The sequence below is a fragment of the Sphingobacterium sp. MYb382 genome (assembly GCF_037572665.1).
In the GTDB taxonomy this organism is placed as follows: domain Bacteria; phylum Bacteroidota; class Bacteroidia; order Sphingobacteriales; family Sphingobacteriaceae; genus Sphingobacterium.
This window is the reverse complement of the sequence record NZ_JBBGZT010000008.1, coordinates 204,196-225,464: the sequence shown is the minus strand read 5'-3', so window position 1 is coordinate 225,464 and position 21,269 is coordinate 204,196. Positions and strand designations below refer to the sequence as shown.

The window sequence follows — 21,269 nt, the reverse complement described above, 5'->3', positions numbered from 1 at the left end:
ATCTTTATTCATCCTTACAGATTTATCCCGCCCTATTGTAAGGTTTTTTCTTTTTTTGACGGTTTACAAGGATGCTATCTCCCTTTTTGAGGCGGTAGGTTTTATCCTACCTTATAAATTATTCTTCGCCCGAGAGTTATTAATACGTTTTAATCGACTATTTATTAACCTAATTATAGACTGCTTATGAAGAATAGTAGCAAAATTAAGACAAGATGTAGCTTTTACATCTTAGTTTGGTTATTGGTTTTTCCCTATCAGCTGCTCAGCTACCCGGCTGATTTTACAAGGCTTATCCCTCAAGAACCCGTTAAAGGACAGGTTGTAGATGCCCTACGAAACATTCCTTTAGTTGGGGTAACCATAACAATACAGGGAACAAGTCAAGCTACCCAAACAGATGCTCAAGGAAATTTCTCTCTTATGGTAGCTAAAGGGCAGTTTTTGGTCGCCTCTATGCTCGGCTATCAATCGTTCCATATGACTGTTGGTTCTTCGGGAAATCTAACCTTTAGGCTTCAGCCTGATTTGTCCCTCGTTGAGGAAGTGGTGGTCGTTGGTTATGGAACACAGCGGAAAAAAGAAGTTACTTCCGCAATTTCCTCTATCAAATCAAAAGACTTTAATCGTGGAGGATTTCGCTCGCCTATAGAGCTGATTCAAGGAAAGGTGGCAGGTTTGAGTATTACTCCTTTGCAAGGAAGCAACCCTAACGGTGGTTATGGTATTCAATTGCGGGGCATGAGCTCTATAAGTGGTAGCTTGAGTCCTTTGGTGGTGGTAGACGGCGTCCCTGTCGGAGGTTTTGATCTCGTGCGGGCAGGCGATATCGAATCTATTGATGTGCTGAAAGATGGGTCTGCAGCGGCTATTTATGGGACTCGAGGGAACAATGGTGTTATCCTAGTGACGACCAAACGAGGAAAGAATCAAAGTAATCCACAGTTTGACTATAGTGCCTCAGGGCAACGTGAGTTTTTGGCCAAGACACCTTCTATGTTAAGTGCTGAAGAATTTAGAGGTTACATGGATGATAGTCGTATCGCTAAGGACCAAGATTTTGGTAGCTCAACCGATCTTTATGCAGCACTAATTAATAAAAGAAACTTCACCAATTATCAACATTTTGCGGCTACCGGAGGGGCTGAGAAATCAAACTATCGCATAGCATTAAACTATGAAGATGAATATGGTATTGCACGTGAAAATGCAAAGCGTCAGTATAGTGGGCGGCTAAATATTTCGCAGACAGGATTAAAGGATCGGTTGACCTACAGCGTAAGCATTGCTGGTAATTTCAATAAGGCGAATTTGCTCGGCGGTAAGACTAGCGGAAGTGGTAATGTTCCTGATTTTGAACAGGCGGTGCAACGTAATCCTACGGCTCCTCTTTATAACGAGGATGGCACTTTTTATCAAACACAAGGTTATAATAATTACAATCCATTGAGTCGGTTTGCTTATCGAATTGATGAGCGCAACGGACAGATTTTTTCTATAGGTAATCGTTTAGCCCTTAAGATTAATGATTATTTTGTGTTGCGTGGTTTAGGGTTCTATTCACGGAATACGTATAACGACCGTCTATATCGTTCTACGCTAGATTGGGATCAACGAACGACAAGTGCTTATCAAGGGACAGGCTATGCCAGTAAATTGAATCGATTGACTTGGTCCAAGACTTTAGAGGGGATTTTAGACTATACCCAGACTTTCAGTAAGGACCATCAGGTGACAGGGATGCTGGGCTATACTTATCAATATACTACGGCCGAACAGTTTAATATGGCTAATAGTGGTTTTACCACCGACGGCTTTGTCGACTGGAATATGGAATCCGGAACTGCGCTAACCAATGATAAGCTTCCTCGTCCAACGATGGGATCCTTCAAGGAGGATAATACGCTGATTGCTTTCTTTGGTCGTGCTACCTATAACTATGCTAATAAGTATTTCTTGAGTGCTATTCTTCGGCGTGAGGGGTCTTCTCGTTTTGGCGCTAATAATAAATGGGGGAATTTTCCCGCGGTGTCTGTGGGCTGGCAACTGACGGAGGAACCTTTTCTAAAGTCGAAGGAACTATTAAGTAATGCGAAGCTACGCGTTGGACTGGGGATTACAGGGAACCAAGATATCGGAAATTATCAGTCTTTAATTACCCTTGGACCTGGAGGTGTTTACCCGCAAGATGGCGTCTATCATCAAACCTATGGACCAACAAAAAATCCAAACCCTAACCTACGGTGGGAACAAAAGACAGAATGGAATGTCGGCTTAGATCTCGGTTTTTTAAAGAATAGGCTTACCATGACTGTCGATTGGTACACGCGCTTGACGAAAGATCTATTGTATAGCTATCGTGCTCAATTACCGGGTTTTCTTGATGGTGGTATTTTTACCAATGTGGGATCTATACAAAATCGGGGTATAGAACTGCAAATTTCTGCTTTAGCAGTTCAAAAGCCTGATTTTTCATGGTCTATTGATTTTACTGGAAATTACCAACGGTATAAATTGACGCGTCTGTCAAATGATATTTATAAGGATAATTGGTTAGAATTTGGGGATTTACCTTCTCCCGGTAATTTGGGCGCTGCCATCCGTTTGGAGGAAGGTGGTGAGGTTGGAGCCTTTTATGGAAAGCGCTTTGCTGGGTTTACGGATGATGGTAAGTGGCTTTTTTACAAGGCTGATGGTACTGCCGTTGGAGCCAAAGAAATCACAAGGGACGATTTAGCTTATATTGGAAATGGGGTGCCTAAGTTTCAGGCAGCTATTAATAATCGATTTACTTATAAGGGATTTAGCCTTTCTGTGTTTTTTAGAGGGAAATTTAAGTTTGATATCCTAAATACGCCACAGCTATATTTTGGAAATAAGAAATGGCTACCTAATAATGTGTTGAAGGAAGCTTTTATGAAGCATGATAAGCTGAACGATGACCCGCAATACTCCAATTATTACCTAGAAAATGGAAGCTTTGTGAAGCTAGATAATTTGACTTTTGGTTACAATTTTAAGCTATCATCAAGTTATATACGTAATCTATACGTCTACATGGTTGGTCGTAATTTAGGAACAATCACAAGCTATTCGGGTTTGGACCCCGAAATTAAAGATACAGGATTTGATGCAGGCATTGACTGGCGTGGTTTTTATCCACGTACACGTTCTTGGTCTATGGGGCTTAATGTTGGATTTTAATTGTAATAGACATGAAAACAATTCATAAATATGGCATTTGCATCGGGTTCTTGGTTTACGTTTTTAACGTAGGATGTACCAATCTCGATGAAAAATTATATAGCTCTCTGAATAAAGAGAACTTTTATAATAATGAGCTAGAAGTGAAGCAAGCCGCTTTACGTCCATTAACACATATGCAAGCTTGGTTGGCTCCTACGGGACAAAGTGGTTATTACTATCATGCCGAGTTGGGGAGCGACCAATTAGCTTGGCCGCAGAAAGGAAAGCATGGTTATGACGCGGGCGATCATTTTCGACAACATTATCATACCTGGACCATTAATGAGCTGCGGCTACGCATTGCTTGGGATTTGATGTGGGGCGGTGTAGGCTTTATCAATGCCGCGCTGGGCGATATCGAAGCGCTTGACTTAGGCAAAGTTGGGATGACGGAAGAAAAGCGTGCCCTACTTGTTGCTCAGCTAAAAGTATTGCGAGGGTTTCACTATATGCGTATTATGGACTTATGGGGAAATGTACCCATTGTCACCAAGCTTGGTGTACCATTGAATCCGGCTACGGAGGACCGCTTGCAGGTGTTTAATTTTATTAAAGAGGAGTTGGAGGCTAATGTCGATAAGCTGCCGTTAACAACGGCGCAAACAGTGGGAGAGGTGTCTCGTGCAGCAGGCTATGCCATGCTGGCGGAATTGTACTTGAATGCTGAAAAATGGGGAGGCATAAGTCTGTGGGATGATTGTATAAAAGCTTGTGATGAGATTATCTCGGGGCGTGCTGGTGGAGTGGGAGGTGTGCCAACACTTGCTCGTGATATTAATGAGCTTTTTAGTAATCGTAACGCCTCCCATACAGAATCTTTATTTCAATTTGAATTTAGCCGTAAGGCAGGCTTTGCCTTTGATTGGGGAGGCTTCTTAATGGGCTATGATAATATACGCGAAGTGCTACAAGTAGGTTATGGCGGTTGGAATGCCTTTGTCGTTATTCCTTCTGCTTTTGATGCTTATGGAGATAAGGACCTGCGTAAAAAGGATTGGTTTCTGTTTGGCCCTCAATACAAATATGCTACAAATATTCCCATATTGGGTACTGAGGAGTGGAATGGAAAGCCATTTGTTTATGTAAACAGTATACGAAGAGAGAGTTTAGGTGATTTGAATAGTGTCGGTAGTATGGCGGAAGGAGAAGAGAATTCGGGAGCTCGATTTAATAAATATAAGTCTGGAGTTTTGTCGGACCCCAGTTATATGGAGAATAAATATATTATCTATAGGCTGACGGAAATCTATTTTAATAAGGCCGAAGCCTTGATGCGTAAAAATGGAGGAAAGGCTACAGCTGAGGCTGTAGATTTGATTAATTCGGTTAGAATGCGCGCATTTACGGCGAGTGATTGGCCTGGCGAGCGGTATCATTTGGATGACTTGACCTTAGCAGAGCTACTTACAGAAAAGGGACGTGAGTTTATTTTTGAAGGTAAACGAAGAGCAGATTTGATTCGTTTCGGTGATTTCATTAAAGGGAGTTGGTGGGATCACATACCAACGAATGATGCTAACAAAGAAATATATCCTATTCCGCAAGGCCATCGCGCAATCAATGTAAATCTTAAACAAAACCCGGGTTACCCCGGTTAATTGCTAAGTTCATACCAAAAAATAAAGGGCTGTTTAATCAACAGCCCTTTATTCATTTTATATTATTTATAACAGTATTAAACTTCAACTGCTACATCCATTTTGAAATCTTCATCTTTCAAATGAACGATTTCCATCGATTTCTCGTAATTCGTTGATTTTTTCGAGAAGAAATCGTGTTGTGTTGTCTCCGTATTTAAACCATTCAATACGATTGGGTTTACTTGTTTTACTTCGAAGATTGGATCAAAGCCTAAGTTCATTAAGGCTTTATTTCCATTATAACGAACGTATTCTTTTACCTCTGCCGTTAAGCCGACAACAGTATATAATTCTTCCGTATACTTGATTTCGTTTTCGTATAGGTCGTTTAATAACACCAAGAAGCGTTCTTTAACTTCTTCTTTGTTGGAAAGACGGCTGTATACTTCTTGAGCCATTAATCCTACGAATACTCCGTGGATAGATTCATCAGCAATAATCTTTTTGATGATATCTGCCGAAGCAACCATTTGTCCCTGTCCACATAACCATAAAGGCAAGAAGAAACCAGAGTAGAATAAGAAAGATTCTAATAATACAGATGCCGCTAAGGCCATAAACAACTCCTCGTCGTTGATGCTTTCTTTATCGATAGCACGGTAGTACGTATCAATGGTATTGGCTTTGTATTGTAAGAATTTATTTTCTTTTACCCAACCAAACACATCGTTAATCTCATTGGTAGTAGATACCGTAGTGAAAATCGTTGAGTATGATTTTGCGTGGATAGCTTCCATCATACACATGTAGGAAAGTACCGCTTTATTTTGCAAAGAATCAATATGGTCGATAATCTTTGGCATACCTGTATGACTCTGTAAGGTATCCAATAAGGTTAATCCACCCAATGCTTTTTTATAACACTCTTTCATGTCCCAGCTTAAGCCTTTCCAGCTATCAATATCCTTAGAAGGGATATACTCGGTATCAATCCAGAATTGTTTTATATTCTGCTCCCAGAACATCAAGACGTAATCATTGTCCGGTGTATTCCAGTTTACAGCTTTAAATTGTTTGCTCATTTTCTTTAATTATTAACGTACACAGTCTAGATTACAGTTCAGGATAAAATTATGCTGAACAAGAGATACACTCTTCGATTGTTGACTTACGAGTACGTGTATAGTATAATGATTTTAAACCTAATTTATGGGCGTAGATATAGTACTTCGCCAAATCACGTGTTGAATCTTTCGAGTTTGTGTGCAAGATTGTCGATACCCCTTGGTCAATGTGACGCTGAATAACAGAAATCAGTTTCAATACCTTGAATTGATCCATATCGTATGCCGATTTGAAGTAGAAGTAATTATCGTTCGTCAAATAAGGCATTGGGTAATAGGTCGTGCTATCTCCATACTCACGTACTTCAATGATATCTACAATCGGCATAACAGAAGCTGTAGCGTTCATGATGTACGAAGTAGACTGGTTAGGAGCGATTGCTAAGCGGTAAGCGTGGTAAATACCATGCTCTGCTACTTGTGCTTTTAAGTTTGCCCAGTCTTGGCTTGTTGGGATATATACCCCTTCGAAAAGCTCTTTTACTTTATCTGTCGTAGGGTTGTATTCGCGAGAAGTGTAGCCATCGAAGTAGCTTCCATCTGCGTATGCTGATTTTTCAAAGCCAGTGAATGTGCGTCCACGCTCTTTAGCAATTTCCATAGAAGCCTCTAAAGAGTAGTAGTTCATCATCATGAAGAAAGTATTAGCGAAATCTAATGCTTCGTTAGATTCATACATAATGAAGCTTTTCGCTAAGAAACCGTGTAGGTTCATCGCGCCAAGGCCTACTGAGTGAAGTTCTTTGTTTGCTTTCGCAATAGAAGGAACCATGTCGATATCCGTGATGTCTGTTACGACAGTTAAAGAACGCATCGCTGTTTTTACAGCTTCTTTGACACGTTTGTTCTCCATGACCGTTGCGATATTTAGGGAACCTAAGTTACACGAGATACCGTAACGGATAGTGTCTTCTTTACCATAGCTTGTAATATCTGAAACTTGTGATACCTGCATAATTTCGGTACATAAGTTAGAGAATTTAACCTGTCCAATACCATTTAATGCATGTACACGGTTTGTGTTTTCTTTGAAGAAGATATATGGATAACCTGATTCTTTTTGTGTCTGCGCAATTTTAACCAACATGTGACGAGCGTTGATTTTCTTTTTCTTCACATTCGGGTTGGTGATTAATTCATCATACATAGCGTTCATATCCATTTCGTCCAATGGAATGCCGTATTCCAACATAACCGTATGTGGATAAATCAAGTAGCAAGCTTCATCTTTTTCCGCTAGCTCCATAAATTTATCAGGAACGATGATACCAATAGAAAGGGATTTAATTCTTACTTTTTCATCAACGTTGATTTTTTTACAATCTAAGAACTCTTCAATATCAGAGTGGAAGATATTTAAATATACAGCACCAGCACCAGGGCGTTGACCCAATTGGTTCGCATAAGAGAATGTATCTTCCATAATTTTCATAATCGGAAGAACACCACCAGCACGACCGTCTACGCCTTTGATAGCTTCACCACGCGCACGGATTTTTGAAATGTTAAAAGAAACACCTCCACCGATAGACGATAATTTCATCGCTGAATCTACCGCGTAACCAATACCATTTAAGTTATCTCCAATTTCATCTAAGAAACAGGAAACTAACTCGCCAGAACGTTTCTTTCCAGCGTTCAAGAATGTCGGGGTAGCAGGCTGATATTCTTGGTTAATCATGATTTCCGCATATTCGATAGCTTTGCTTACGCCTTCTTCACGCGCTAAAAATAAAGCAACAGAAACAACGCGGTCTTCGTAGCGTTCTAAGAATTTTTCACCCGAATCGTCACGTAAAGCATAACTCTGAAAAAACTTGAAAGCCGCCATGAAAGATTGAAAACGGAATTTCTTCGCATGTACAAAGGTGTATACCTGCTCCATCTCCTCAAAGGTGAACCATTGGTAGTAATCTATGTAATAGTTGTTTTCGATTAAATAATCTATCTTTTCTTTTAATGTATAAAAGAAAACGGTGTTTTTGTTAACATGCTCCAAGAAATAGGCGCGTACAGCTTCTTTGTCTTTTTCTAAGCTATACTCGTCATCATGTTTTATCATGATTTCATTGTTAAGCAATATCCAGTTTTTTGCTACCTCGTTTGCTATCATTGTATTGGTGTTTAATAATTTCTATAAATTGATTGATGTCCTCCATGGTGCCCGAAAGCTCGAATTTCATGGCTAGAGGTACGTCATAGTTTTCGGATACTCTATCGGCTGCAACACCGAAGTTTCTACCCCAGTTTCTATTGCCACTAGATGTTACTGATAACACTTTATCAGCGAAAGTATCCATAAATGCGTTTGTTTTGTCTGGTACGCAGCCCAGCTTTGTTGTATAGGTAATCAAATGTCCAGCTTCGTGTATTTCCATGCCCTCATCGATTTTATGCGCCTGCCATCCGGTAATTTGTGTTACCTTATTGATGAAACGCTGAACATTACCTGTTCTCGAGTCGTAATATAGATGTACCATGTTTCTGCTTTTGATTTTAGTGAAACAAATTACAGCGCTATCGTTGCTAACTCTTCTGGTTTGAAACCGATGATGCGTTGTTGTATTTCGTCGTTCTCAAGCACAAGTACAGTCGGAACTGTTCTTATCTTAAATCTCGCAGCTAAATCAGGCTCATCAAAAGGATTGATAGTCTCATAGTTGATACCTTTATTATCCAAGTAAGCGGATACCTGTGCGCATGGTGCACAGTCATTTTTTTCGAATTTAATGATTCTAGCCATGTTGTTCTTAAGTTTAATTTTTTCTACTGCGATAGAAGATAACATACGCGTCTTGAAGCGGTCCTCATCCCAAGCCTAACAAATATCCTATATTTTAATCCGGAGCGGTAATGATACTTTTCCACATCCATATTTATTACTCCCAATAAATGGCCTTCCTAGATGGTTTTTTATTGTAACTGCTTATTAAACAATGTGTAGTAAGGGTGTTGAAAACTTTGGAAACTATTTTTTTGCTTCGGAAAGTCAAAAAAAAATAGTATATTATAACTTTGTTTTTTAACCAAAAACTGACTTGATTCTGACCTTTTTTTCGTAAATTCTGTGCCTGAGCACTTTCTGTACTATAACAATTTGGTGATACGCCAAAGACCATCAAAAATAATCATTAACTTCGAGGTTTAGCCCAATTACTATGAAGTTTGTATTCAGTTTTTTATTTATCTCGTTTCTGAGTTTCTCCTACGCACAGGAGAATTTAGTTTTTCAGAAACCATCAGCTCCAATTCTGGCGCTTGCCGATTATCAACGTCCTCCAGCTTTAATGGTGAGCCCAAATAAAACATGGATTGTTTCCGTTTACCGCTCTACTTATAAAAGTTTAGATGAGTTGAACCAGCCCGAAGTACGCTTAGCAGGTTTACGTATTAATCCAATTACCAATATATCTGGAACGACAACATATTCAGAGAATATTAAGTTGAAGCAGTTAGGAAGCGACGCTGAAGTACAGGTGAAAGGATTACCTGCACAAGCTAAGCTCGCTAACATAAGCTTTTCTCCCGATTCAAAAAACCTTGCTTTCACACATTCTACCGCAAAAGGTTTAGAGTTATGGTTGGTAGATTTGGCGACTGCTCAAGCGAAAAAAATTACAGCCGATGACCTTAATGCAAGTATGGGTTCTCCCTATGTATGGTATAATGGTGGTCAAAACCTATTGTTAACCAAATTGCCGGTACAGCGTAAAGCGCTCATCAATAGTGATAAAGATTTGCCGCTAGGCCCTATTGTTTCAACGAGTGACGGACAGGTGTCGCAGTTACGTACTTACCAAGATTTGTTGAAAAATCCACAGGATGAAGCTAACTTTGAGACGATTACACAGTCTGAGATTTACAGCGCTGATTTAAATGGTCAGCAGCAAAAAGTACTCGGAACAGCTATTTATACGCAGCTTTCTTTTTCGCCTGACGGCAAATATTTGTTAGCGAGCACCATTAAACGTCCTTTTTCTTACGTTGTCCCTTTAAACAGCTTTCCACAAGAGTCTGTAGTTTATACTGCTGCAGGGGAGCGTGTTAAATTGGTGAATGAAGTGCCTTTGATAGAAGTGATGCCTAAAGGTTTCTCTTCCGTTCGTAAAGGTAAAAGAAGCTTACAGTGGCGTACCGATAAAGCGGCTACTTTGGCTTTCGTAGAAGCATTAGATGAAGGAGATGCGAACAAGAAGGTAGAGTTTCGTGATGAGCTTTTCTCGTGGGATGCACCATTTGACGGGGCACCAAGCTCTTTGTTGAAAATCGTAGATCGTTTTGGTGGGGTTTCGTGGGGTACTGCGGAATATGCTTTAGTATATTCCCGTTGGTACGATACACGTAATGTGAAGACTTTCTTATTTAATCCGCAGACTAAAGCAACGACGCTTTTGTCTGATCGTAACTCGCAAGATGTATATAGCGATCCAGGGTCTGTACACACAGAGCGCAACGGCTTTGGTGTGCCTGTCATGTATGTGGATAATCACAAAACGTATTGGTTCGGTGAGGGTTTTACCAAAGACGGTCAATTCCCGTTTATTGATGAGCTAGATTTAAAAACATTAAAGAAAAAACGTTTATATACATCCAATACGCCGGGTAAGAAAGAAACAATTTCTTCGATCATGGATGTGAAAAAAGGAGATATCTTAGTCTCTTTACAAGCGCCATCGCTGTACCCTAACTATTATAAAAAGAATATCCGTTCTGGAAAAGCACAGGCCTTAACACAAATCGAAAACCCATTTAAAGGTTTAGAGGCCGTACATAAGGAAGTAATCAATTACCGCCGTAAAGATGGTGTTAACCTGTCGGGGACACTTTATCTTCCTGCAGGCTACGATCGTAGTAAAGGAGAGAAATTACCTTTACTGATTTGGGCATACCCACGTGAGTTTAAAGATGAGCAAACAGCAGGACAAAGCACGGCCAATGCCGACGCTTTTACGTTCCCTTCTTATGGTTCTTTTGTTTATTGGGTAAGTAAAGGTTATGCAGTATTGGATGATGCGGCATTCCCTATCATTGGTAAAGGTAATGAAGAGCCTAATGATACTTTTATTGAGCAGTTGGTAGCGAATGCGGAAGCGGCTATCGATGCGGTAGATAAATTAGGTTATATCGACCGTACACGTGTAGGTGTTGGAGGCCACTCGTATGGTGCTTTCATGACAGCAAATCTATTGACACATTCTAAATTGTTTGCCGTAGGTATTGCGCGCTCTGGTGCATACAACCGTACGCTTACGCCTTTTGGTTTCCAAAGTGAGCAGCGTAATTACTGGGACGTTCCAGAGCTTTACAATACCATGTCTCCGTTTATGCATGCTGATAAAATGAAGACGCCGATGTTGTTGATTCACGGTGCTTCAGATAACAATCCAGGTACGTTTACGTTACAAACGGAGCGTTATTTCCAAGCGTTAAAAAATTTAGGTGCTCCTGTACGTATGGTATTACTACCTTTTGAATCGCATGGTTATGCGGCAAAGGATAATATCTTACACATGTTATGGGAACAAGAACAATTCTTAGATAAGTATCTGAAGAAAAAATAAAATGCAAAGGCCGGAGTCAGTATGATTCCGGCCTTTTTGCTACATTAATCTATGGGTACTAGTTACTTTTGAATAGGTACGATAGAAATTGCTACCCCTCCACCTGGAGCTAATTTCTGCTTCAAGCTGGTTTTGTGATCAACCAACACTTTTCTAATTTGATACGCCTCTGGATTATTCTTCCAATGGCTGTCTTTGCTATCTTCATAGATTGTCGCTTCATAGCGTTTATTTTTATCTAAGAAATCTAAAGCTATGCTTGTTGAACGCTCTTTTTCATTGGTTATAGCACCGATGAACCAATTGTCTGTCCCTTTCGCTTTTCGTGCTACGGTTATATATTCACCAGGCTCTGCCTCAATATATCTGGTGTCACTCCAATCTACAGCTACATCCTTTATAAATTGAAAAGCATCTGGATAAAGGCTGTAATTGTCGATTTCATCGGCAACCATTTGGAAGGGACTAAAGATGGTTACGTATAATGCTAGTTGCTTGCTTAACGTGGTGTGTACCTGTCTTTCTGGGTCATCCTTGAAATAGCCTTTAAGCTTAAATATACCTGGGGTATAATCCATCGGACCTCCAACAAAACGGGTAAAAGGAAGGATGGTTTCGTGTTCCGGAGGGCTTCCTTTACTAAAAGCATTGTACTCATTGCCACGTCCCGACTCGGAAGCTAGCCAGTTGGGATAGGTGCGGTGTAGGCCTGTAGGTCGCACTGATTCATGCGAGTTAACCATTACGTGGTGTTCAGCGGCTTTTTTTAACACCCTTTCATAATGGTTGACCATCCACTGTCCATCGTGAAATTCGCCACGTGGAATAATTTTTCCGACATAGCCCGTTTTTACTGCTGGGTAGCCATAGGTGTTCATAAACTTATAAGCCGTATCTAATTGGCGCTCATAGTTGGTGACCGATGCAGAGGTCTCATGATGCATAACCATCTGCACGCCTTTGCTTTTTGCATATTTTTGTAGGGCTACCACGTCAAAGTCAGGGTAGGGTTTTACGAAGTTAAATACATCCTCTTTCCAGTTTCCAAACCAATCCTCCCAGCCGTAATTCCATCCTTCAACCAAGACTCCATCGATTCCATTTTTGGAAGCAAAGTCGATGTATTTCTTTACGTTTTCTGTGTTTGCTCCATGTTTACCGTTAGGAATTAGGTTGCCCTGTGCATCGCGGTCATTGGCTGTATTAGCATAGTTCCATGTGCTTTTCCCCGTTTGGTACTCCCACCATACGCCAACGAACTTCATGGGCTTTATCCAGTCTGTTTGTGTGATTTTACTGGGCTCATTCAAGTTTAAAATCGTCGTTGAGGCTAATATATCTGTAGCTTTATCGCTGATGAGTAGCGTACGCCAAGGACTTTGGGCAGGAGCATGCAAGTAGGCTTTATTTCCGACAGCATCGGGCACTAAGCGCGCATGAAGGCTATTTGTTGTGGTCTCGACATGAAGCTGTAACGCAGGGTAGTTTACCAATGCCGCTTCGTGGATATTTAGATAAATGCCATCGTCAGTTTTTAACATGAGGGGTGTTTGCACTCCCGTCGGGTCATCACCCGATTGGGAGAACATCTCGGTCGTTGCTAGCTTTGCTTTGGTGGCATCGACTTCACGTAGTCTTGTTTTATTATGAAGATATTCATTGGTATCGAAATCTGCCGGAATCCAGAAAGCCTGATGGTTTCCCGTTAAGTTGAATTGTGTCTCCTCCGATTGAAGAATGAAGTAGTTTAAGTTAGGCTGCTTTGGAAATTCATACCTGAATGCTACAGCATCATTGAACACGCGGAATATTAAGTTTAGTTGCAGCTGTTGTTCATTTTTCTGACGTAGCTGAATACTTATTTCCTCATGCTGATCTTGAATGAGTGCATATTCGCCCCAAACAGGTTCCCATTGTTCATTTACATTTTTTTTAGCTGAGGATAGGACTTCAAAATTGTTGCTAAGCACGGGGTGTCCGAGAATCGTTACGCCTAAGTTTGATGGGAGTACAATTGCTTTACCTTTGTAGTTTACTTGGTATTGCAGTCCCGTATCCTTGTTGTCTACCTGTAGAATAATATTCTTATTGGGCGAGTAAACTTCAAATTTTTGGGCGTAGGAGGTGAGTGACAGTCCCAAAAGGAGGACTGCCAAGCCTATTTTATGGTTGCGCATGATATATATAAAGTTGTTTTAGTCGATTGTTTGTAGCAGCTTCTCGGCTTCATTAAGTTTTAAGGCCACGAGGTAGTAAAATACTTGGTCCAGTTTTTTACTTAGTGCAGCATTTGTTTTTGCTTTCTGCCGGTACTGATAAAGTTGCCATACTGCATTGAGATGCTTCTCTTGTAGATCTTTTACCTTAAGCTTTTGCTGTAAACTGGTTAAGAAAGAAAATTGAAATTCCTGCGTCGGCTCAAGCATTGTGCCTTCCCCATAGTCATTCCACGTAACCAGCTGCACTGAAGGAGCATTACTCTGCAAAGCTAAATCCAGCGTCGTTTGGAAGGTTTGTAGGCTTACATCAATTTGGAAAGGGTTTGTTCCCCATCCGCCTTCCGTATAGAAGGATTTGAAACCAGGATAGGCGGATGCCATTTTCGTTCCGCTATAGTTTTTGTTATAAAATCCTTGTAAATCACTGAGGTGGTTTTTATAAACCCACGCATATTCTCCTTGTGCATTTGCGCCAGCTTCATGCGATTCATTCCATAGTGTGTAAAACGTAGGTTTAGTCGTTAATCCTGCAAATATCTGTGTCCATTCCGATTCACTTTCGAATGTTTGTGGACCAAAGACCAATAACAGAGGCCTGTTTCCTTCTTTGATATAGCTATCCTTATTGAAATAGTTTGACGCTAGATAGGCCATATCATTTTTTGCGGCACTAATTTTATTGGTAATAACATTGTTGTTGTAAGCGATATTGATGTTTTGATCTTCATATACGATGGCAAACTTTAAGCCTACTTTAGCGATTTTCTCAATGAACTTTTCCGTATTGCGCACCAGTAAAGGATAGTCATACAGCTTCGTAATTCCTGGCCAATCGATTAGTACACCATCAATACCCGAAAGCTTCATCAATAATAATTGATACTCGATAATATTTGGGTCGCTCGATGCATAAGGACCTGTCAAGGGGTAGTAATGAGCTGCGATTTCACGTTTCCCATTCGCGCCTATGTTATCGGGGTTTTTATTTTCCATGGTCCAATGCTGACCCCACTTGCCGACTTGGTCGTTGGTAGATTTATCCTCAAACCAAGGCATTAGGTGTACATATACCTTCTTCGTAACCTCTTTCGATACGGCTACAGGTTCGTATACGACCAGTTCTTCTTGGGCTGGCGTAGTCGGATTTTCTCCGCCTGATTTGCTACAGGCGGAGAAAAAACTTAGCGCTAAAAATGTTAAAATACTAATCTTCATAATCCTAAAGTTGACGGGTTAGTAACCTGGGTTTTGGGTTAGCTTAGGGTTTTTGACCCTTTCTTGAGTTGGAATTGGGAAGATGGCCGTATGCTTATCTGCGTTATCTGCCGGTTTTTCCCACCATGGCTTAAAGAAGGTGCCGAAACGGATATTGTCTGTACGTCTATGATCTTCGAAAACAAACTCACGCGCTAATTCATCATCGATAAATTGTAAATCAATTGTTGCTGGTACCGACATTCCGATACGTGAACGGATTTGCTCAATGTAAGGGCGTGCTGCTTCCGGATTATTCAAGCGTACATGACATTCTGCCTGCATCATCAATACTTCAGCATAGCGCATAAGTACGAGGTCATAATCACGCTCCCAAACATCACCGGCCTTGTCTTCATATTTACCTAAGCGTGCTCCTTCATTCTGTGGGGCGTTAGTAATGCTTGTAATCTCAGGTGTGTAAATTAAAGGATTGCCATCACGCGGCATCACAATGGTAGCACCTGTGCGCATATCAATCTGTGGCCCCACACGTAGGGATTTACGACGGATATCGCTTTCTTCAAACTTGCCATACAGCTGCGGTTGCGCAGCGATACCATTGCCACACCAAGGGTAATTGTCTATTTTATCCATTGCCCATTTTTGTTCATAATGGTAGGTCATCGAGGCTAGATAGTTTCCTGTCGTTCCCGCTTTACTATCATAAGGAATGCTGAAAATAATTTCTGGCGACTTATGGTTGTCGACTTTAAAGCTGGCGAAATAGTCTGGAGCGAGCTGTCCCGAAATTTTGCTACATACATTTAAACAATCTTGCCAGCGTTCTTTTCCAATGTATACACCTGAGTTTAAGTACAAGCGCGCCAACAATACATTCGCCGCATTTTGCGTGAATCGACCATATTGATTTTGTGGTAAATAGGGGATGCTGTTAATCAGCTCCTTTTCAATAAACTTGTAAACATCGGCGCGTGGTGTAGGGCCAGGAACTTCTTTAGATGCGTAGGTAGTATCCAATGGAATATTACCATACCAATCCATCAGTTTGTAGTAATAATAAGCACGCAAGGCTTTCAGTTCGGCCTCAATCGGTTTCCTAGCATTCGCATCTAAGCCCGATTGCTCCACTTGGTAGAGGATGGCATTGGTGGAAGCTACCCCATTGTAGCCATATTTCCATGGAGCCCAAATCTTAGGGTTGTCTGGCTTCCAATCGTGACGTTGTAATTGAAGAAATACACCACCATCACCCCAGTCACCTCCAACACGAGTTGGAATCACACATTCATCCGATGATATCGCGTTGACAAAGAATACAAATTCACCCGTAGGGTAGAAAGCAACCCCATCCGAACTTCCTCCACGTAAGGAAGAATAGGCCTTGCCGACGATGGTTTCGATTTCGCCTGGTGTTTTTCCATATTCTGAAGAGCTGACTTTGTCGAATAGATTTTCGTTTAGGTCAGTACAGCTGCTAAATAGTGCAAGCGCTGCTGTTGTATATACTAGAGATTTAAATTTCATGGTTAAAAGATTTGAAGGTTCAACAATTAAAACGAAAGATTGACACCGAAGGAGTAGGTTCTAGCCCTAGGGTAGTAATAGTTGTCGCTTACATTTGTAGGGTCGATAGACTTATCGATACCAGGGCTTCTTAATCCCGTAATGTTAACTTCAGGATCTATCCCTTTATATTTGGTGATTACAAATAGGTTTTCGCCTGTTGCATAGACACGAATACGTTTAAACCAGTTGTTTGAAACAGGTAGGTTGTACCCTAATGTTAAGCTTTGCAGGCGTAAAAAGTTTCCTTTCTCAATCCAACGGTCCGAAAAGATTGGCCCTTCCGTCGCTGGGTCTCCTACGTAATCATCCAAGATGTTTTTCTCTGGGAATCGGCCTGGAAAACTGATGTTCATGCGCTGTGCATTCAATATTTTTTGACCAAACATTCCGTTTGTAGCGATGTTTAAATCGACCCCTTTATAAGCGAAATACATCGTGAAACCCGTTGTCAATTTTGGTTGTGCGCCACCTAAGTATTGCTCGATTACCTTACCGTCTGCATCTTTTTCCAATAGAACTTTACCATTTTCATCTAGGCCTAGGTATTTTGGTCCCCAGAAAGTTCCTACCGCATAGCCTTCTTTTAAGATTTGCGTATATACACCTGTCATACCTGTTAAACCATGCAGGTTTCCTGAGGATACAGCATCTGTTTGATAGAGGTCATTAGACAAGCGGTCCACCACCTGCTTATTGTGTGCTAATACCAAGTTGGCATTCCATGTGAAGTCTTTCGTTTGGATAATATTAGCCGCGATAGATAGCTCGATACCTTTATTCGTTAAGTCACCAACATTGGCTAACATACGATCATATAAGTAGGGCGGTTGCGGTACAGTATAGGTATATAATAAGTCTGATGTTTTCTTTACATAAGCATCAATGGTCACATTGAATCGATTTAAGAAAGAGATGTCTAAACCTACGTTGGTTTGTGCTGTAGATTCCCATTTTAAATCGGAGTTTGGATTTTGTGTGATGCTATATGATTGCTTCCAAGAGTTGGTTGCATAATCGTAGTAAACACCGCCTCCAGTACCCATCAATGATAACGATTTGTATTCTCCGATACCATCTTGGTTACCTGTAATTCCGTAGCCAGCACGAAGTTTCAGGTTGTTCAGCCAGCTTTGTGAATTGGCCATAAATTCCTCTTGTGAGATTCTCCACGCTGCTGATACCGAAGGAAACCATCCCCATTTGTTGTTTGGCCCAAAACGTGATGAACCATCTTTACGTACAGTAGCGGTCAACATGTAGCGGTCTTTATAGGCATAGTTTGCTCTACCGAAGAAGGAAATTAATTTAGCTTCTCCTTTGTAGGAGTATACATCGCCCATACGAGCATCTGTCCCGGCACCAAGGTTGTTGTAACCGAAAAGATCAGAATCAAACCTACGACGTTCTGCACCAAAGCCTTCGTACTCATTTTTTAAGAAAGAGTAACCACCCATTAAGCTAAGCCTATGCTCTTCCGCAAAGGTTTTATCATAGTTTAAGTAGGATTCCAATTGGAAATTTTGGTATTCAGCCAATGATCTTCTACCATATCCTTTATCAGCATTCCCTTGGAAAGAAGCTGCCGGTAAGAAAAAGCGGCCTTGCTGTGTATTGTTTTCGTATGAACCTGTTGCTACGGCTTTCAGTCCTTCGATAATTTCGAGTTCCGCTTTACCATAACCCAACAAACGGTTTCTACTTTGGTCATCTTTTCTTCGCATCAAAATTTCTACAGGGTTGTTACTCCAGTCGCCACCAATTTGTGTGTAAGCACCATTCTGCATTACCGGTAAAGTCGGGTTCAAATTATAGGCATGCTGAAAAACGGTAATATCAATAGGGTTATAGTCATCTCTATTGGCATAAGCGCTAGCCTCTAAACGTAGCTTATTGTTTAAGCCATATTGGTAAGCATTCAATGTACCCGAGATTCTTTTCAGACCGCTCGTTTTGATTACGCCTTCCGAATTCATGTAACCCAAAGATGCACGCATGCCGCCATCTTTTCCTCCATTGGCAAAGGATAGATTATGTGAGTTTGTTGTCGCTGTTCTTTGTAGTTCTTTCTGCCAGTCGGTATCGCCACCATAATCAATTGCTCCGACGAGGTTTTGCGCACGTACCTGCTCTCTCCATTGGTTAGCAGAAAGTAAATCTAAGTTTTTCGCTACGTTACCGACAGCCACGTAACCGCTATAGTTCATCGTTTTTGCGCCATTTTCTCTATTCGTCGTTACGATAATAACGCCGTTGGCACCTCTCGACCCATAAATAGCCGCTGCCGAAGCATCTTTGAGTACATCGATGGATACAATTTCTGTTGGCTGAACGGTGTTCATGTCCACCCCAGGAATTCCATCGACCACAATCAAAGGATTGTTGCTTGCTGATAGCGACGTACCACCACGTAGACGTAAAGATGATCCTTGCGTAGGGTCTCCACTCGCCTGATTTACCGTTAGGCCAGCTACTTTACCTTGCAATAATTGCTCGGCAGAAGTGATGACGCCTTGTCTTAAATCTTTCGCTGAGATGGAAGTAATAGCTCCTGTAAGGTCTGATTTACGCATCGTGCCGTAACCAATACCTACAACTTGTATAGCATCTAGTTCTACAGCATTTTCTTCTAGGGTGATTAGAACATCTACACTCGCAGGCGCAGATTGGGTGTTATAGCCGATAAAAGAAAAGGTCAATGTCGCTCCTGTGCTGCTGTTGATGGTGAACTTTCCAATCCCATCTGTTTGTGTTTTCTCTCCAGTCGCGTTTGCAACGGTAACTCCCTTTAGTGGAAGTCTATCTTTGTTGATAACGGTTCCTGAAATTTGGCTCTGTGCAAAAGTAAAGGCTATACCTTGCAACATGACGAATACCGTCATGAATAAATATCTTGTGAATTTCATAATCGTAATGGCTTATTTAGTAGGGTTATCCACTTTAATTAGTAACACTTCATTGTCGTAAATCGATGTGTTGTTTTGGTCTTTCACGGTAACGTGAAGCTTACTGATGTTATCCTCTTTAAACTCTTTACCTAAGTTAAAGGAGATACGTTTCCGATTTGTAGGACCTGGAATTTCACCTGTTAAGGTTTTCCCTCCTCCGGTTATCGTGTAATACAAAGATTGATTTCTGACATTGTTCTCTCTAGTTAGTGTTAAGATATCGTTCTTACTAACTTTTAAAGGGAATATGGAGAACACGGGTGATGGCGGAATAGGTACATTGGCCGCAAAGAGTACGCCATCGGGAGAGGTGCCTTGCCAATCTTTTACAACGGCTAAGAAGGTGATATTCTCTAATGGGAAGTCTTCTTCCACCCCAAAGTATTCAGATGGGATAATATCCTTTCTAAAAATACCATTGCCCATGTTTACCATTTTTGTTTTGGCACTTCTTGCTTCATCTCCAGCATGGTATTCCATCAAGACTGCCCAGTTGTTTAGCCCCGCATGAAGGTGGACACTAGGTGCATTTAAGAAAGCATCTTTGTTGTCGGCTAGGTTGGCATTAAATAAAATTGCCATAGGCGTTTTAACGGTGAACTTTTCTGGAACGGCAGCGTACATTTTACCAGACTCCACAAAGTCATTTACAGTTGGCATCGGCATATTGACCACGCCAGACTGTTTTAATCCCGTTTTATCTTTTATACGCATCCAAAATCCGGTGCTACCTTTTATTTCTGCTACTGTCTTTTTGAAGTAGGCTGTAGGTGTTAATTCCATGCGCCAAATCATATCTTTGACGTAGATGAGCTTCGCAAAATCGGATGAGTTTGCCCAGTTTCCAGCATCAGGCTCCGAAGGAGACCATGCCCACAAGTATAAATCTTGACCTTGGACGAATTTCGTGCCTTCAAGGTCAAAAAACCAACTTACCTTTTCATCAACATTGTAAATGGCAGGGTAAGACCATGACGCAGTAGGGTCTCCTGCTTCTTCTGGAGACTGTGCTCGTCCTAGCATTGGGATTAGCATAATCCCAAAGAATAATAACAATAATATCTTTTTCATAATTATCAAGCTTATAGGAAAATGGTTATTTTGTGGATAGTTTGTATTGGTAAGACACAAAGGCTCCCCCCTCCGAAAATCGAGTAAGAATTAAGTCCATTTTTGGAGTACTCCCCGGTAAGGCAGCAATGGTTAGTTTGCCAACGAGGCTGCTTTTGCTTGCGTCTGTGTAGAGGAGCAGTTGCGGTGAGCCTCCGTTTGCTTGAACAAAACTTACGTCAAGGTCCCAAAAGCCTTTGTTTGGAAATAACTCCGGTGCATTTCCTGTTACTTCGTAGGATGTTGGTGCATTTTTCTCGTCGACATTTAATTTGATATTGAAGGAAGGAAACTCAAACTCGCTGTACAGGTTTAATTCATCTGGTTTGATGTTCCCCGTTTTTGCAGTATGGTCTACCTGCACAATATCATCTAGTTTCCAGGTGCCTTTTACCTTTTCATAAATGGTAATGGGTTCAACGAATGTTCCGTCATTTATTTTGTTACATCCACTTTGTTGGAGCAAAACAAAAGCTGATACCAGGCTGAGCAGTGATCGGTTTCTTATCATAGCACATTTAGTAGTTAAATTGTTTATAATGGTTTTTTGGTGTCGTTGATCTTCACAATGTTTTTGTTGTGATCTACGAAACAAAGGAAGGAAGGATAATTTCGGACTGCAATAGCGATTCGACTCAATATAGAAAATATAAATACTATTTAGTATTTAATTTGTTGATTTTGAGTCTTTTGTGTTTTT

At 40.9% G+C, this 21,269-nt stretch carries 13 protein-coding genes; 3 read left to right on the top strand and 10 right to left on the bottom strand.

Features of this window, described 5'->3' with window-relative positions; translation table 11 throughout:
- Positions 1–186 precede the first annotated feature (186 nt).
- Together WH223_RS02840 and WH223_RS02835 are read left to right on the top strand one after the other, a co-directional pair.
- Positions 187–3,204 (top strand): SusC/RagA family TonB-linked outer membrane protein, encoded by a 3,018-nt coding sequence (locus tag WH223_RS02840; RefSeq protein WP_340046013.1) that lies wholly within the window; start codon positions 187–189, stop codon positions 3,202–3,204.
- Positions 3,205–3,215: 11 nt separating this feature from the next.
- The gene (locus WH223_RS02835; protein WP_340046012.1) at positions 3,216–4,844 is read left to right on the top strand and encodes a RagB/SusD family nutrient uptake outer membrane protein; all 1,629 of its coding nucleotides are present in this window, start codon (positions 3,216–3,218) and stop codon (positions 4,842–4,844) included.
- Positions 4,845–4,921: 77 nt separating this feature from the next.
- Here WH223_RS02835 and nrdF read toward each other — a convergent pair whose 3' ends face one another.
- Genes nrdF through WH223_RS02815 form a run of 4 tightly spaced genes read right to left on the bottom strand, consistent with a single transcriptional unit; the run spans position 4,922 to position 8,693 of the window.
- A complete protein-coding gene (gene nrdF / locus WH223_RS02830) occupies positions 4,922–5,908 on the bottom strand; it encodes a class 1b ribonucleoside-diphosphate reductase subunit beta (RefSeq protein ID WP_340046011.1) in 987 nt (328 codons plus the stop codon).
- Positions 5,909–5,957: 49 nt separating this feature from the next.
- Positions 5,958–8,063 (bottom strand): class 1b ribonucleoside-diphosphate reductase subunit alpha, encoded by a 2,106-nt coding sequence (gene nrdE / locus WH223_RS02825; RefSeq protein ID WP_340046010.1) that lies wholly within the window; start codon positions 8,061–8,063, stop codon positions 5,958–5,960.
- Positions 8,023–8,430 (bottom strand): class Ib ribonucleoside-diphosphate reductase assembly flavoprotein NrdI, encoded by a 408-nt coding sequence (gene nrdI, locus WH223_RS02820; protein WP_340046009.1) that lies wholly within the window; start codon positions 8,428–8,430, stop codon positions 8,023–8,025. Before nrdI ends, nrdE begins: the two co-directional genes overlap by 41 nt.
- Positions 8,431–8,459: 29 nt before the next feature.
- A complete protein-coding gene (locus WH223_RS02815; RefSeq protein ID WP_340046008.1) occupies positions 8,460–8,693 on the bottom strand; it encodes a glutaredoxin family protein in 234 nt (77 codons plus the stop codon).
- A 415-nt stretch (positions 8,694–9,108) separates the two neighbouring features.
- On the opposite strand from WH223_RS02815, the gene WH223_RS02810 reads away from it, so the two are divergent.
- Positions 9,109–11,511 carry an alpha/beta hydrolase family protein gene (locus WH223_RS02810; protein WP_340046007.1) on the top strand — a complete coding sequence of 801 codons (2,403 nt, stop codon included), beginning with the start codon at positions 9,109–9,111 and terminating at the stop codon, positions 11,509–11,511.
- 62 nt (positions 11,512–11,573) lie between these two features.
- On the opposite strand, the gene WH223_RS02805 is transcribed toward WH223_RS02810, so the two are convergent.
- From WH223_RS02805 to WH223_RS02780, 6 genes are read right to left on the bottom strand one after another with little or no spacing between them, the layout of a single operon-like run.
- On the bottom strand, positions 11,574–13,688 hold the full coding sequence (locus WH223_RS02805) for a glycoside hydrolase family 97 protein (protein WP_340046006.1): 2,115 nt from the start codon (positions 13,686–13,688) through the stop codon (positions 11,574–11,576).
- An 18-nt stretch (positions 13,689–13,706) separates the two neighbouring features.
- Positions 13,707–14,945 carry a glycoside hydrolase family 71/99-like protein gene (locus tag WH223_RS02800; protein ID WP_340046005.1) on the bottom strand — a complete coding sequence of 413 codons (1,239 nt, stop codon included), beginning with the start codon at positions 14,943–14,945 and terminating at the stop codon, positions 13,707–13,709.
- Positions 14,946–14,963: 18 nt separating this feature from the next.
- On the bottom strand, positions 14,964–16,472 hold the full coding sequence (locus WH223_RS02795; RefSeq protein WP_340046004.1) for a RagB/SusD family nutrient uptake outer membrane protein: 1,509 nt from the start codon (positions 16,470–16,472) through the stop codon (positions 14,964–14,966).
- Between the two features lie 26 nt (positions 16,473–16,498).
- A complete protein-coding gene (locus tag WH223_RS02790; protein WP_340046002.1) occupies positions 16,499–19,417 on the bottom strand; it encodes a SusC/RagA family TonB-linked outer membrane protein in 2,919 nt (972 codons plus the stop codon).
- Positions 19,418–19,429: 12 nt separating this feature from the next.
- Positions 19,430–20,530 carry a hypothetical protein gene (locus WH223_RS02785; protein ID WP_340046001.1) on the bottom strand — a complete coding sequence of 367 codons (1,101 nt, stop codon included), beginning with the start codon at positions 20,528–20,530 and terminating at the stop codon, positions 19,430–19,432.
- 25 nt (positions 20,531–20,555) lie between these two features.
- Entirely contained in the window at positions 20,556–21,080 is a 525-nt protein-coding gene (locus WH223_RS02780) for a DUF5004 domain-containing protein (protein ID WP_340046000.1), read from the bottom strand.
- Between the last annotated feature and the right edge of the window lie 189 nt (positions 21,081–21,269).

Excerpts from the sequence above, each read along its gene's own strand:
- nrdE (WP_340046010.1), bottom strand. The coding sequence starts at position 8,063 with ATGATAGCAAACGAGGTAGCAAAAAACTGGATATTGCTTAACAATGAA.
- WH223_RS02835 (WP_340046012.1), top strand. The coding sequence starts at position 3,216 with ATGAAAACAATTCATAAATATGGCATTTGCATCGGGTTCTTGGTTTAC.
- WH223_RS02840 (WP_340046013.1), top strand. The coding sequence starts at position 187 with ATGAAGAATAGTAGCAAAATTAAGACAAGATGTAGCTTTTACATCTTA.
- WH223_RS02800 (WP_340046005.1), bottom strand. The coding sequence starts at position 14,945 with ATGAAGATTAGTATTTTAACATTTTTAGCGCTAAGTTTTTTCTCCGCC.
- WH223_RS02810 (WP_340046007.1), top strand. The coding sequence starts at position 9,109 with ATGAAGTTTGTATTCAGTTTTTTATTTATCTCGTTTCTGAGTTTCTCC.
- nrdI (WP_340046009.1), bottom strand. The coding sequence starts at position 8,430 with ATGGTACATCTATATTACGACTCGAGAACAGGTAATGTTCAGCGTTTC.
- WH223_RS02815 (WP_340046008.1), bottom strand. The coding sequence starts at position 8,693 with ATGGCTAGAATCATTAAATTCGAAAAAAATGACTGTGCACCATGCGCA.
- nrdF (WP_340046011.1), bottom strand. The coding sequence starts at position 5,908 with ATGAGCAAACAATTTAAAGCTGTAAACTGGAATACACCGGACAATGAT.
- WH223_RS02795 (WP_340046004.1), bottom strand. The coding sequence starts at position 16,472 with ATGAAATTTAAATCTCTAGTATATACAACAGCAGCGCTTGCACTATTT.
- WH223_RS02780 (WP_340046000.1), bottom strand. The coding sequence starts at position 21,080 with ATGATAAGAAACCGATCACTGCTCAGCCTGGTATCAGCTTTTGTTTTG.
- WH223_RS02785 (WP_340046001.1), bottom strand. The coding sequence starts at position 20,530 with ATGAAAAAGATATTATTGTTATTATTCTTTGGGATTATGCTAATCCCA.
- WH223_RS02790 (WP_340046002.1), bottom strand. The coding sequence starts at position 19,417 with ATGAAATTCACAAGATATTTATTCATGACGGTATTCGTCATGTTGCAA.
- WH223_RS02805 (WP_340046006.1), bottom strand. The coding sequence starts at position 13,688 with ATGCGCAACCATAAAATAGGCTTGGCAGTCCTCCTTTTGGGACTGTCA.